Genomic DNA, 12545 nt, shown 5'->3' on the forward strand with positions numbered 1-12545 from the left:
CAACCACCCGACAAGCCCGCTGTGCGCCGTACTGCGTACCGGGCGCTACTCAACAAGAACGAAGATTCAGTCCTGAAACGGCGGCTTCCCAGCCAGCTTCCGAAACACCAACCCCGGCAGCCGCAGCACGAACTCCACCATCAGCCGCGTGTGCATCCACGTCAGCAGCACGTTGTCGCGTCCATAGCGGAAGTGCGAAACCCCGCCTTCCTCGGCGCTCAGGTATTTCACCGGCGCATCGATGTTCACCGGCTTGACCCCGCGCCACGCGAGCCGAACGACGGCTTCGGTGTCGAAGTCGAAGCGCCGCATCCACGGCTGCTTCGCCATCACCGCGATCAGGTCGGTCACGGGATACACCCGAAAGCCGTAGAGCGAATCGCCCACGCCGGCAAACAGGGTTTCCAGCTGCGTCCACCCGTTCGACACACGCCGCCCGCGCACGCGCAACAGCGGCGCGCTCGCATCGAACACCGGACGCCCCAGCACCATCGTCTCGGGCCGCTCCAGCGAGGCTTTCATGAAGGCGGGGATCAGGTCCGCCGGATGCTGCCCGTCGGAGTCCATGGTCAGCGCATGCGTGAAACCCGCTTCCTGCGCGGCGCGCAGCCCGTGCAGTACCGCCGAGCCCTTGCCCTGGTTCTGCGGCAGCACCCACACGCGCAGGCCGGGGTCGTTGGCCGCCATCTGCTGCAGCCGCTCGCCCGTGCCGTCGTCGCTGCCGTCGACCACCACCCACACCGGGTTCCACTGCGCGCGCGCGGCCTCGACCGTGGAGAACACGCGTTCTCCCGTGTTGTAGCTAGGAATCAGGACAAGGTGGGTGCGCGAGGCGTCTGGCATTCGGGGGACGCGTCGGTGGCGCGCTGTTCCATGTTTTGGCGAAAGTAGTGTTCCAGCTCGGCCTGCAGCACGTCGCTGTCCTGCGTGGCCGCAAAGCGCTTGCCCAGCCGCAGCGTGAAGACGATGGGCAGCGGCGGCACGCGCCACAGCGGCCAGCCCTTGCTGAGGTAGGGCGAGTCAGTGTCAATGAACACCGTCTGGATCGGCGCCTGCGCCAGCTTGGCGATCAGCGTCACGCCGGGGCGAAATGGGTTGAGCGGTGGCGTCACCGTGCGCGTGCCTTCGGGGAAGATCACCAGCTGCCCGCCGTTGCGCAGGTCGTTCACCGCCAGCCGCACCATCATGCGCGCCGACTTGTTGCTGATGTAGCGCGCCAGCCGCGCACCCGCGCCGAGGAAGATGTTGCCCATCAGGTCGGCCTTCATGATGCAGGCGCTGCGCGGCAGCCGCGCCACCAGCAGGAGGGCGTCGAGCATGGTCGGATGGTTGGCCACGAAGATCACGCCGGGCTCGTTGCGCATCGGGTCCAGGCAGGTGGAGTCGATGCGCATCATGCCCGTCACCGACGCGAGCCACCAGAACATGCGGTAGGCGAACGCGATGGTCATGCGGCCCAGCGCGCGGGCCGGCCGCGTGGGCATCACGGGGTAGATCAGCATGGCCACGAAATTCCAGACCAGCGAGATCAGGCCCAGGAAAAGCAGCAGTGCGTAAAGCATCAACGCAAGCGGGATCGACGTGAGAATACGCAGCACTCGGGTCATTGAGTCAGTCGGGCGATCGGGCACCGGCAATTCAGGCCCGCAATCGACCGGCGGCGACCGTGTGCGCCTCGATCTCGACCAGCAGGTCGCTGCGGCAGATGTCGGCTTCCAGGTACACGGCGTGGCGCGCCATCGGCGCGTCGGCGCCGAGCGTGCTCTCGATGATGCCGCGCACCGCCTCGGTGTCCGATGGGTGCCGCACGTACACCACGCAGTCGAGCTCGGCCAGCGCGAACTTCGCACTGCCGCGCTCATTGGCGGCGGTGATCACGGCCTGCAGGTTGCGCAGCGTTTCGCGGGTCTGCTCGCGCACGTCGCCGTGGTGGACGGTTTCGTGCCCGACGATGCTCGCGGTGCCGGAGATGAACAGCGCGATGTTGCCGTCGCCGATGTCCGACAGCGCCGCGCGCGAAAAGGTCGGCGAGCGCGGGCCGTAGGTTTCGGGGTAGCGGTAGGCGGAGACCTGCCGCGGGTTTTCCACCGGCAGCGGCGCCTGCTTGCCCGCCAGGAAGCGGATCGACAGCGCGCCCTGGTGGATGCCCAGCGCGCAGGCCGCCGGCGCGCCCTCGAAGGCGGCGCGCCCGGCTTCGAGGAAGGCTTCCTGGCGGCCGGCATTGAACTGGCGGTAGCGTTCGAGCCCGCCACCGTCGGCGTTGATCTGCGGCAGGTAGTTCCAGATGCGCTGCAGGTGCGGCGTGCCGGCCTGGTCGAGCGTCTTGAACAGGTCGCTGTAGGCGCGGCGCGCGAGTTCGGTCAGGCCTTGTTTCTCGGCCGCCTCGTCGAGGTCGATGGCGCCCAGCAGCCAGTGGCCGTCGGTGCGCCAGCGCGCGATGCCGGTGGTGCCCGACTCGATGTGCGGGGCCGTCAGGTGCCACACGTCGGCCATTGCGCCGTTGGGCGAGAGCACGCGGGCATTGACCGTCGGCATCCACGCCACGCCGTGCGGCGTGCCGTAGCCCAGCGCCGCGAAGGGCGCCTTGCCGCCGGCGGCCAGCGCCAGGCTGTCGGGCAACGAAAGGCGCTCCACGCGCAGATGGGAAGAAGAGCTTGCGTCCTGGAGTTGCACTGTCACTGTCACCTTGCCTCGACGATGTGGTCTGGTTTGATGGCGGTATAGGCAGAGAACACGCCGAGGCTGGCATTCCGGCGCACGTCGCGGAAACCCGCGTCGGCCAGCGCCTGCACCACCTGCTCGGGCGGAATGCAGGCCTCGATCGTGTCCCAGTAGTAGCGCCACAGTTCCGAGGTGTCCCGCCGGCGACCGACCACGCGGGCGATCAGCGGCACCACGGCGCGCATGTAGCCCTTGAGCAGCGCCGTCGCGACGCGGCCCTCGGGCTTGGTAATTTCAAGCACCACCACGCGCCCGCCGGGGCGCAGCACGCGATGGAATTCGCCGAAGGCGGCGGCCACGTCGCTGATGTGGCGCATGGCGTAGCCCATGCTCACGAAGTCGCAGCTGGCGTCGGGACGGGGCAGGGCCTCGGCCACGCCTTGCACCAGCTCCACGCCGGGCAGCTTCACCTGGTCCATCATGCCGGCGCTGGGGTCCACGCCCACGAGCTTGCCGGCCGGGCCGATGAGCTTCAGCGCCTCGCGCGCCACCAGCCCGGTGCCGATGCCCACGTCGAGCACCTCGGCGCCGGTCGCGAGGCCCGCCTGCTGCAGTGCCGCACGGCGGTAGGCGGGGCCGGTGCCGAAGGCAAGCACGCTCTCGATGCGGTCGTAGTCGGCCGCCGTGTTGTCGAAGATTCGACGCAGGAACGCCTGGTGCTCTGCCTCGTTGCTGTAGTACAGCGGCAGGGGAGCGTGTGGCGGCAGGACGACGGGTGTCGCGGGGCCGCCTGTAGGCGATGGTGTCATCGAACGATTATCACCAAAAGCCCGGGCGCGAAATCCGGGGGGCGCCGGGCGTTGCGTGCGCCGGACAGTAAACTCGGAGCTTGCTTTGAAAACACAAGACAGCGAGATAGAAAGCCATGGCCGGACATAGCAAATGGGCAAACATTCAGCACCGCAAGGGCCGCCAGGACGAAAAACGCGGCAAGCTCTGGACCCGTGCCATTCGCGAAATCACGGTGGCGGCACGCGCAGGCGGCGCTGACCTCGGCTCCAACCCCCGGCTGCGGCTGGCGGTGGAAAAGGCCAAGGCCGTGAACCTGCCCATCGACACCATCAAGCGCAACATCGACAAGGCCACCGGCAACCTCGAAGGCGTCAACTACGAAGAAATTCGTTACGAAGGGTACGGCATCGGCGGCGCGGCCATCATCGTCGACACCATGACCGACAACCGCGTGCGCACCGTGGCCGAAGTGCGCCACGCCTTCTCCAAGCACGGCGGCAACATGGGCACCGAAGGCTCGGTGGCCTTCCAGTTCAAGCATTGCGGCCAGATCGTCTTTGCGCCCGGCACCGACGAAGACAAGGTGATGGAAGTGGCGCTCGAAGCCGGCGCCGAAGACGTCGTCACCGACGACGACGGCGCCATCGAGGTGCTCACCGCGGTCGCGGATTTCGAAGCCGTCAAGAACGCGCTCGAGGCCGCCGGCCTGAAACCCGAGGTGGCCGAAGTCACCATGCGCGCGGAGAACCCGGTCGAAGTCACCGGCGAAGACGCCGCGAAAATGCAGAAATTGCTCGACGTGCTCGAGGACCTGGACGACGTGCAGGACGTTTATCACAACGCCTCGTTGTCCGAGTAGGCACGAATGAATGTTTGTTGAATCACAGCGAGAAATGAAGGCCCGCGAATGAAGGTACTGGTAATTGGGGGAGGGGGCCGTGAACACGCTCTGGCGTGGCGCCTGGCGCAGGCCACCAGGGTGAGCCGCGTGTACGTGGCGCCGGGCAACGGCGGCACCGCGAGCGACGAGCGTTACGACTGCATCGACATCACCGAGCCCGCCGCGCTGCGCGAATGGGCCATCAAGGAAAAGATCGCGCTGACCGTGGTCGGCCCCGAGGCGCCGCTGGCCGCGGGCGTGGTCGACGAGTTCCGCGCGCACGGCCTGCGCATCTTCGGGCCGACGCAGGCCGCCGCGCAGCTCGAGAGCTCCAAGGCGTTCTCCAAGGCGTTCATGAAGCGCCACAAGATCCCCACGGCCGAATACGAGGCCTTCACCGACGCCGCCGCGGCGCATGCCTACATCGACGCCAAGGGCGCGCCCATCGTCGTCAAGGCCGACGGCCTGGCGGCAGGCAAGGGCGTGGTGGTGGCCATGACCGCGCAGGAAGCGCACGAGGCGGTCGACTTCATGCTGGTCGACAACAAGTTCGGCGTGTCGCACAACGAGGGCGGCGCGCGCGTCGTCATCGAAGAATTCCTGCAGGGCGAGGAAGCCAGCTTCATCGTGCTGTGCGACGGCAAAAACGTCACCGCGCTGGCCACCAGCCAGGACCACAAGCGCCTGCTCGACAACGACGAAGGCCCCAACACCGGCGGCATGGGCGCGTATTCGCCCGCGCCGGTGGTCACGGCCGAGGTGCATGCGCGCGCCATGCGCGAAATCATCCTGCCGACCATCCGCGGCATGGAAAAAGACGGCATTCCCTACACCGGCTTCTTGTACGCCGGCCTGATGATCGACGCGGCCGGCCATCCGAAGACGCTCGAATTCAACTGCCGCATGGGCGACCCCGAGACGCAGCCCATCATGATGCGGCTGAAGTCCGACCTGTTCGAGGTGTTCTGGCACGCCACCGACGGCACGCTCGACCAGGTCGAGCTGCAGTGGGACCGCCGCGTCGCGCTGGGCGTGGTGATGGCCGCGCACGGCTACCCGCTGTCGCCGCGCAAGGGCGACCGCATCACCGGCATCCCGGCCGAGGCGCCCGATGCCGTGGTGTTCCACGCCGGCACCACGCTGGAGAACGGCGAGCTCAGGACCAGCGGCGGCCGCGTGCTCTGCGTCACCGTGCTGGCCGACAGCGTCAAGCTTGCGCAGCAGCGAGCCTACGAGGTGGCGGCGCGCGTCAATTTCGACGGCGCCCAATACCGCAAGGACATCGGATTCCGCGCCGTGCACGCGCGCAACACACCCAACGCTTGATGCAGCAAACCAACCCGGCGGCGGTCGGCGACTACCTGCGCGGTCTGCAGCAGTCGATCATTTCAGCGGTGGAAAAGGCCGACGGTGGCGCCTGCGTGCGCGACGCCTGGCAAAAAGAGCCCGGTGAGCCGCTGCAGGGCCAGGGCCTGACCTGCATCCTCGAAGGCGGGGAACTGTTCGAGCGCGCCGGCTGCGGCTTCTCGCAGGTGCGCGGCCCCAGGCTGCCGCCATCGGCCACGCAGAACCGGCCCGAGCTGTCGGGCGCGCCTTTCGAGGCGATGGGCGTGTCGCTGGTGTTCCATCCGCGCAACCCCTATGTGCCGATCGTCCACATGAACGTGCGCATGCTCGCGGCACTTCCTGAAGGCGGCGAACCGGTCTGCTGGTTCGGCGGCGGCATGGACCTCACGCCGTGCTACGGCTTCGAGGAAGACGCGGTGCACTTCCACACCGTGTGCCGCGATGCTCTCGCGCCCTTCGGCGAAGACAAATACCCGCGCTTCAAGACGTGGTGCGACGAATATTTCTTCCTGAAGCACCGCAACGAGCAGCGCGGCATCGGCGGCATCTTCTTCGACGACTTTTCGGAAGGCGGCTTCGAGAACGGCTTTGCCTTGATGCGCTCGGTGGGCGACGGCTTCCTGCCTGCCTACCTGCCCGTGGTCGAGCGCCGCCGCGCCATGCCTTACACCGAGCGCGAGCGCAACTTCCAGCTCTACCGTCGCGGACGCTATGTCGAGTTCAACCTCGTGTGGGACCGCGGCACGCACTTCGGCCTGCAGTCCGGTGGGCGCACGGAATCGATCCTGCTGTCGATGCCGCCGCTGGCGAGCTGGGCCTACCAGCAACGGCCCGAGCCGGGCAGCCCGGAAGCCGCGCTGTACAGCGACTTCATCGTGCGGCGCGACTGGCTGTGATTTCTTCTTCCGGCAAGGTGTCGCGCATCGGTGTCTTCGGCGGCGCGTTCGATCCGCCGCATAACGCCCATGTGGCGCTGGCCGATGCCGCGCTTGCGCAGCTCGATCTGTCCGAGCTGCATGTCATTCCCACCGGGCAGGCCTGGCACAAGAGCAGGGCGCTCACGCCGAAGGAAGACCGCCTCGCGATGACGCGGCTCGCCTTCGCGGGACTGAAAGGCACCGTCGTCGTCGACAGCCGCGAAGTGCTGCGCGACGGGCCCACCTACACGCTCGACACCCTGCACGAACTGCAGAAAGAGCAGCCCGGCGCGCAGCTCGTGCTGATCATGGGAGCCGACCAGGCAAGCGCGCTGCCGACCTGGCATGGCTGGCAGGATATACTCGGCATTGCTATCGTTTCTGTAGCGTATCGCGCATTATCGACGGGCGACACTGCTCGTTTTGATCCGAAGTTGCTGCCCGGCCTCCCGGCCGGTGCGCGTTTCGAGGCGCTCGAATTGCCACCTATGGACATCAGCGCCACCGAGATTCGGCGGCGCGCGGCGCTTGGCGTGGACATTTCCTCGCTGGTTCCGGCCACGGTTGCACGCTATATTGACCAACACCACCTCTACCGCTCTGCCTGATGACCACTGAAGCCGCCGCCAAAAAAGACACCCAGAAACTCCAGCGAGCCATCATCGATGGTCTCGAAGACGTCAAGGCGCAGGACATCCAGGTATTCGACACGGAGCATCTGTCACCGCTGTTCGAGCGCGTGATCGTCGCGTCGGGCACCTCGAACCGCCAGACCAAGGCGCTTGCAGCCAGCGTGCGCGACGCCGTGCGCGAAGCCGGTTTCGGCAAGCCGCGCATCGAGGGCGAGGAAAACGGCGAGTGGATCATCGTGGACTGCGGCGCCGCGGTCGCGCACATCATGCAGCCGGCCATCCGCCAGTACTACCACCTCGAAGAGATCTGGGGCGACAAGCCGGTGCGCGCCAAGCTCGGCGGTGCCAAGCCCGCAGCGTCCACGAGTTCGTCCACCAAGGACGAGCCGGAAACCAAGAAGAAGGGCGCCGCCAAGGAGCCCACGCTGCGCCGCTCGAGCGCCGCCAAGACCGCGATCCGCGCAGCCGAGCAGGAAGCCAAGGCAGCGAAGGCACCGGCGAAGAAGGCTGCCTCCAAGACCACGGCCAAGACTGCAGCGAAGAAGGCGCCCGCCAAGAAGGCCGGCTCCACCACGGCGCGCGTGCCGGTCAAGGTCGTCGGCAAGCCGGCGGCCAAGAAGCCCGCTGCCAAGAAGGCGGCAGCCAAGAAGGCGCCAGCCCGCCGCGCATGAAGCTGCTGGTGGTTGCCGTCGGGCAGCGCATGCCCGATTGGGCACAGACTGCCTGGGACGACTACGCCAAGCGCTTTCCGCCCGAACTCAAGCTCGAGCTGCGCGCGGTCAAGACGGAGCCGCGCGGCTCCAAATCACTCGAAACCCTGTACGCCGCCGAGCGCGAGCGCATCGAAGGCGCCATTGCGCGCGGCATGCGCATCGTCGTGCTCGACGAGCGCGGCACCGCGCTGACCACCAAGGCGCTGGCGGCCCGGCTGCAGTCCTGGCAAGGCGACGGCGACGATGTCGCGCTTGTCATCGGCGGTCCCGACGGACTCGATCCGGCCTTCAAGGCCGCGGCCCACGAGCGCATCCGGCTGTCCGACCTGACCCTGCCGCACGCGATGGCGCGGGTACTGCTGGTCGAGCAACTGTACCGGGCCTGGTCGGTGAACGCAGGCCATCCCTACCACCGCGAATGAAGCGCCCCGGCGGGCGGGATACGGCTGCTGCGCGGCTTCATCCATCAGGCCGGCCGGCCGGCTGCGGCGCGGCGGGCAGCAGCTTCGCAGGAGAACTGAACCTTGTCCGACTTCATCTACCTCGCCTCGCAAAGCCCGCGCCGTGCGCAGCTGCTCGGCCAGCTCGGTATTCGCCATGCATTGCTGCTCGCCGACGCGGACGAAGACGCCGAGTCGCTCGAAGCGGTGCTGCCGAACGAGGCGCCGGCCTCCTACGTGCAGCGCGTGACCGCCCTCAAGCTCGATGCGGCCGTGGCGCGGCTGCGGCGGCGCGGGCTGGCCAGCGCGCCGGTGCTCTGCGCCGACACCACCGTCGCGCTGGGCCGCACCATCCTCGGCAAGCCCGACGACGCCGCGGATGCCGCGCGCATGCTCGCCATGCTCTCCGGCACCACGCACCGCGTTCTGACGGCCGTGGCCCTGCAGGACGGCGACCGGCGCCATGCCGCGCTCAGCGTCTCGCGCGTGCGCTTCGCGAAGATCACCGAGGCGCAGGTTGCCCGCTACGCCGAAAGCGGCGAGCCGCTCGGCAAGGCCGGGGCCTATGCTATCCAGGGCGCGGCGGCGGCGTTCATCGAGCACATCAGCGGGTCCTATTCGGGCATCATGGGACTTCCCATGTTCGAGACCGCCGAGCTGCTCCGTGGAGCCGGTTTCAATACCTGACAAGAATTCCATGCAAGACATCCTGATCAACTGGTCCCCGCAGGAGACCCGTGTGGCGCTGGTCGAGCACGGCGCGGTGCAAGAGCTGCACGTCGAGCGCACGCTGGAGCGCGGGCTGGTCGGCAACATCTATCTCGGCAAGGTGTCGCGTGTGCTGCCGGGCATGCAGTCGGCCTTCATCGACATCGGCCTGGAGCGCACCGCCTTCCTGCACGTGGCCGACATCGTGGCGCCGTTCACGCCGGGCTCGCGGCCCAGCGCGCCGGCGCCGGAACGGGACCACCGCAACGGCGGGCCGATGGTGCCCATCGAGAAGCAGGTGTTCGAAGGCCAGTCGCTGCTGGTGCAGGTCATCAAGGACCCGATCGGCACCAAGGGCGCGCGGCTGTCGACGCAGATCAGCATCGCCGGGCGGCTGCTGGTGTTCCTGCCGCAGGACAACCATATCGGCGTGTCGCAGAAGATTCCTTCGGACCAGCGCGAGTCGCTGCGCAACCGCATGCTGGCGCTGATCGAGGCGGCCGCGGCGGCCGACAGCGGCGGCGTGGTGCCGGCCAACACCGGCGGCTTCATCCTGCGCACCAACGGCGAGGATTCGTCCGACCCCGAGCTGGCCGAAGACATCGCCTACCTGCGCAAGACATGGTCGCGCATCCGCGACGCCTCGATGCGCATGCCGGCGATGTCGCTGCTGCACCAGGACCTGAGCCTGCTGCAGCGGGTGCTGCGAGACATGACGGGCGAAGACACGCAGACCATCCGCATCGACTCGCGCGAGCAGTTCGAGGTGCTGCTGAAGTTCGGCCTCGAATTCATGCCCAAGGCGGCCGGCAAGCTGCAGCACTACAAGGGCGAGCGGCCGATCTTCGATTTGTATTCGGTCGACGAGGAAATCGCCAAGGCGCTGGGGCGGCGCGTCGAGCTCAAGTCGGGCGGCTACCTCGTGGTCGACCAGACCGAGGCACTGACCACGGTGGACGTGAACACCGGCGGCTTCGTCGGCGCACGCAACTTCGACGACACCATCTTCAAGACCAACCTGGAGGCGGCGCAGGCCATTGCGCGGCAGCTGCGGCTGCGCAACCTGGGCGGGATCATCATCGTCGACTTCATCGACATGGGGCGCGACGACCACCGCGAGCAGGTGCTGGCCGAATTCCGCAAGCAACTGGCGCGCGACCGGGTGAAGACGACGGCTGGCGGCTTCTCGCAGCTTGGCCTGGTCGAGATGACGCGCAAGCGCACGCGCGAATCGCTGGCGCACATGCTGTGCGAACCCTGCGCGGCCTGCGGCGGACAGGGCATCGTGAAGACCGCGCGCAGCGTGGCCTACGACGTGATGCGGGAGATATTGCGCGAGGCGCGCCAGTTCACGCCGCGCGAGTTCCGCATCGTGTCGTCGCCGCAGGTCATCGAACTGTTCCTCGACGAGGAAAGCCAGCACCTGGCGGGCCTGAGCGACTTCATCGGCAAGCCGATTTCGCTGCAGTCCGAGCCGGCGATCGGGCAGGGGCAGTACGACATCGTGCTGCTCTGACCTGACCGCTTTGCGCTGATCAGAGCGTCGGGTCTTGCCCCGGCGGCGCGCTGCGTACCGCCAGCGTCTGCAGCCGCGCATACAGGCCGTCGAGCTGCATCAGCTGCTCGTGGCTGCCTTGCTCGGCAATGCGGCCTTGCTCCATCACGATGATGCGGTCCGCGTGCTGGATGGTCGACAGGCGGTGGGCCACGATCAGCGTGGTGCGGTTCTGCATCAGGCGCTGCAGGGCGTCCTGCACGAGGCGCTCCGATTCGGTGTCGAGCGCGGAGGTGGCCTCGTCGAGCAGCAGCACCGGCGCATTCTTGTAGAGCGCACGGGCGATGGCCAAGCGCTGGCGTTGGCCGCCCGAGAGCTGCGTGGCGTTGTGGCCCAGCACGGTGTCGATACCCTGGGGCAGGTTCTCCACGTGCGAGCTCAGGTTGGCCGCCTCTATGCACTGCAGCACGCGTTCGCGATCGATTTCCGCGCCCAGCGCCACGTTGGCCGCGAGGGTCTCGTTGAGCATCACCACGTCCTGGCTGACCATCGCGAACTGCGCACGCAGGCTCTTCAGCTGCCATTCGCTGGTGTCGTGTCCGTCGAGCAGCACCTGGCCGCTGCTGGGTTGGACGAAGCGCGGCAGCAGGTTCACCAGCGTGGTCTTGCCCGAACCCGAAGGCCCGACGAAGGCCACCACCTGGCCGGGTTGGATGGTCAGGCTCACGCCGTCGAGGGCGCGCTGCTCGTCGTCGCCGCGGTAGCTGACCTGCACGTTGCGCAGTTCGATGTGGCCATCGGCGTGGTCGAGATGGAACGTGCCCTGTGACTCCGGGGCGACCTCGTCGATCAGCACCAGTCCGCGCTCCAGCGCGGCCAGTCCGCGCGTGATCGGCCCGGCCACCTCGGCCAGCCGGCGGATGGGCGCGATCAGCATCAGCATGGCCGTGATGTAGGCCACGAAGCCGCCCACCGTGAAGCCCTGCTTGCCGCTTTGCCACAGCGCGATCATCACCACCACCGACAGCGCCAGCGATGCCATCATCTGCGTGAGCGGCGTGGTCGCGGCCTGGGCGATGGTCGACTTCACGGCCAGGCGGTTCAGGCGCTGGCTCAGCTGTTCGAAGCGATGGCCCTGCGCGCCTTCGGCCCCGTGCAGGCGCACCACGCGGTGGGCGAGCACGTTTTCCTCGACCACGTAGGCCAGCTCGTCGGTGGCCTGCTGGCCCTGCTGCGTGAGCCGGTACAGCCGCTTGGAGAACACCTTCATGATCCACGAGATGCTGGGCACCAGGAAGGCCACGATGAGAGTGAGCTTCCAGTTCAGGTAGACCAGATAGCCCAGCAGCGCGATCAGCGTGAAACCGTCGCGCGAGAGGCCGAGCAGCGCCTGCACCAGCAGCATCGCGCCGGTCTGTACTTCGTAGACCACGGTGTTCGAAAGCGCGCTGGCCGACTGCCGCGCGAACAGCGCGAGCTCGGCGCCGAGCAGGCGCTCGAACATCACCCGCCGCAGCTTCTGCATGCCCTCGTTGGCGATGCGCGAGAGGGCGTACTGGGAAATGAACTGGGCGATGCCGCGCACCGCGAACAGCAGCAGCACGGCGGCGGGCACGAACCAGAGCGGCATCTCGCCGCGTGTGAAGCCGCGGTCGAGCAGCGGCTTGAGCAGGGCGGCCATGAGCGGCTCGGTGATTGCCGCCAGCATCGCCCCGCTCAATCCAAGGGCCCACCATTGGCGCGAGCCGCCGAACCAGGTCATGAGTCGCGCCAGGCGGCGCATCAGGGGAGGGCGAGGAGTCTCGCCGCCGGGGGAAGCTTGCATGGCGGCGGATTCTACGGGTGGGCCCGTTTCGGGCTTCCTGAAGTGATTCTGTAGGACCGCACCGCTGGATAAACGTTTTGTGACGGCGTCTCCAAACCAGTGTGTAACATGTGGCCCGTCAAGCCGGGGAGAACT

The 12545-nt window shown here is 67.6% G+C and carries 13 protein-coding genes; 8 read left to right on the plus strand and 5 right to left on the minus strand.

Annotated features, from left to right (window positions below):
- Positions 1 to 66: 66 nt before the first annotated feature.
- From QRN67_RS02280 to QRN67_RS02295, 4 genes are read right to left on the minus strand one after another with little or no spacing between them, the layout of a single operon-like run.
- Positions 67 to 843, minus strand: coding sequence for a glycosyltransferase family 2 protein (locus QRN67_RS02280; RefSeq protein WP_285410208.1), 777 nt, complete (start codon positions 841 to 843; stop codon positions 67 to 69).
- Positions 810 to 1607, minus strand: a complete 798-nt coding sequence (locus QRN67_RS02285) for a lysophospholipid acyltransferase family protein (protein WP_081270489.1) — start codon at positions 1605 to 1607, stop codon at positions 810 to 812. The genes QRN67_RS02280 and QRN67_RS02285 overlap by 34 nt, the downstream gene beginning before the upstream one ends.
- A gap of 31 nt (positions 1608 to 1638) precedes the next feature.
- The gene (locus QRN67_RS02290) at positions 1639 to 2673 is read right to left on the minus strand and encodes a chorismate transformation FkbO/Hyg5 family protein (RefSeq protein ID WP_503010872.1); all 1035 of its coding nucleotides are present in this window, start codon (positions 2671 to 2673) and stop codon (positions 1639 to 1641) included.
- 8 nt (positions 2674 to 2681) lie between these two features.
- Entirely contained in the window at positions 2682 to 3470 is a 789-nt protein-coding gene (locus tag QRN67_RS02295; protein ID WP_285410212.1) for a class I SAM-dependent methyltransferase, read from the minus strand.
- A 116-nt stretch (positions 3471 to 3586) separates the two neighbouring features.
- On the opposite strand from QRN67_RS02295, the gene QRN67_RS02300 reads away from it, so the two are divergent.
- The 8 genes from QRN67_RS02300 (at position 3587) to rng (ending at position 10606) form a co-directional block, all read left to right on the plus strand.
- A complete protein-coding gene (locus QRN67_RS02300; protein ID WP_081270492.1) occupies positions 3587 to 4312 on the plus strand; it encodes a YebC/PmpR family DNA-binding transcriptional regulator in 726 nt (241 codons plus the stop codon).
- Between the two features lie 48 nt (positions 4313 to 4360).
- Complete coding sequence (gene purD / locus QRN67_RS02305; RefSeq protein ID WP_285410215.1) at positions 4361 to 5659, plus strand: phosphoribosylamine--glycine ligase; 1299 nt, start codon at positions 4361 to 4363, stop codon at positions 5657 to 5659.
- Positions 5659 to 6576 (plus strand): oxygen-dependent coproporphyrinogen oxidase, encoded by a 918-nt coding sequence (gene hemF / locus QRN67_RS02310; RefSeq protein ID WP_106937454.1) that lies wholly within the window; start codon positions 5659 to 5661, stop codon positions 6574 to 6576. Before purD ends, hemF begins: the two co-directional genes overlap by 1 nt.
- Positions 6576 to 7205 carry a nicotinate-nucleotide adenylyltransferase gene (nadD, locus tag QRN67_RS02315; RefSeq protein WP_285411137.1) on the plus strand — a complete coding sequence of 210 codons (630 nt, stop codon included), beginning with the start codon at positions 6576 to 6578 and terminating at the stop codon, positions 7203 to 7205. The genes hemF and nadD overlap by 1 nt, the downstream gene beginning before the upstream one ends.
- On the plus strand, positions 7205 to 7900 hold the full coding sequence (gene rsfS, locus QRN67_RS02320) for a ribosome silencing factor (RefSeq protein WP_081270495.1): 696 nt from the start codon (positions 7205 to 7207) through the stop codon (positions 7898 to 7900). The genes nadD and rsfS overlap by 1 nt, the downstream gene beginning before the upstream one ends.
- Positions 7897 to 8364: a 23S rRNA (pseudouridine(1915)-N(3))-methyltransferase RlmH gene (gene rlmH / locus QRN67_RS02325; protein ID WP_285410220.1), complete on the plus strand. Its 468-nt coding sequence runs from the start codon at positions 7897 to 7899 to the stop codon at positions 8362 to 8364. Before rsfS ends, rlmH begins: the two co-directional genes overlap by 4 nt.
- Positions 8365 to 8466: 102 nt before the next feature.
- Positions 8467 to 9069 carry a Maf family protein gene (locus QRN67_RS02330; protein WP_285410222.1) on the plus strand — a complete coding sequence of 201 codons (603 nt, stop codon included), beginning with the start codon at positions 8467 to 8469 and terminating at the stop codon, positions 9067 to 9069.
- Between the two features lie 10 nt (positions 9070 to 9079).
- A complete protein-coding gene (gene rng / locus QRN67_RS02335) occupies positions 9080 to 10606 on the plus strand; it encodes a ribonuclease G (RefSeq protein ID WP_081270498.1) in 1527 nt (508 codons plus the stop codon).
- A gap of 19 nt (positions 10607 to 10625) precedes the next feature.
- Here the strand turns inward: rng and msbA are convergent, their stop codons facing one another.
- Complete coding sequence (gene msbA, locus QRN67_RS02340) at positions 10626 to 12410, minus strand: lipid A export permease/ATP-binding protein MsbA (RefSeq protein ID WP_106934645.1); 1785 nt, start codon at positions 12408 to 12410, stop codon at positions 10626 to 10628.
- Between the last annotated feature and the right edge of the window lie 135 nt (positions 12411 to 12545).

The organism is Variovorax sp. efr-133-TYG-130, assembly GCF_030208835.1.
Taxonomy (GTDB): Bacteria; Pseudomonadota; Gammaproteobacteria; order Burkholderiales; family Burkholderiaceae_C; genus Variovorax.

Bases quoted from the DNA above. Each gene is read 5' to 3' on its own strand.
- hemF (WP_106937454.1), top strand. From the start codon at position 5,659: ATGCAGCAAACCAACCCGGCGGCGGTCGGCGACTACCTGCGCGGTCTG.
- QRN67_RS02300 (WP_081270492.1), top strand. From the start codon at position 3,587: ATGGCCGGACATAGCAAATGGGCAAACATTCAGCACCGCAAGGGCCGC.
- purD (WP_285410215.1), top strand. From the start codon at position 4,361: ATGAAGGTACTGGTAATTGGGGGAGGGGGCCGTGAACACGCTCTGGCG.
- QRN67_RS02280 (WP_285410208.1), bottom strand. From the start codon at position 843: ATGCCAGACGCCTCGCGCACCCACCTTGTCCTGATTCCTAGCTACAAC.
- QRN67_RS02285 (WP_081270489.1), bottom strand. From the start codon at position 1,607: ATGACCCGAGTGCTGCGTATTCTCACGTCGATCCCGCTTGCGTTGATG.
- rng (WP_081270498.1), top strand. From the start codon at position 9,080: ATGCAAGACATCCTGATCAACTGGTCCCCGCAGGAGACCCGTGTGGCG.
- msbA (WP_106934645.1), bottom strand. From the start codon at position 12,410: ATGCAAGCTTCCCCCGGCGGCGAGACTCCTCGCCCTCCCCTGATGCGC.
- rlmH (WP_285410220.1), top strand. From the start codon at position 7,897: ATGAAGCTGCTGGTGGTTGCCGTCGGGCAGCGCATGCCCGATTGGGCA.
- QRN67_RS02295 (WP_285410212.1), bottom strand. From the start codon at position 3,470: ATGACACCATCGCCTACAGGCGGCCCCGCGACACCCGTCGTCCTGCCG.
- rsfS (WP_081270495.1), top strand. From the start codon at position 7,205: ATGACCACTGAAGCCGCCGCCAAAAAAGACACCCAGAAACTCCAGCGA.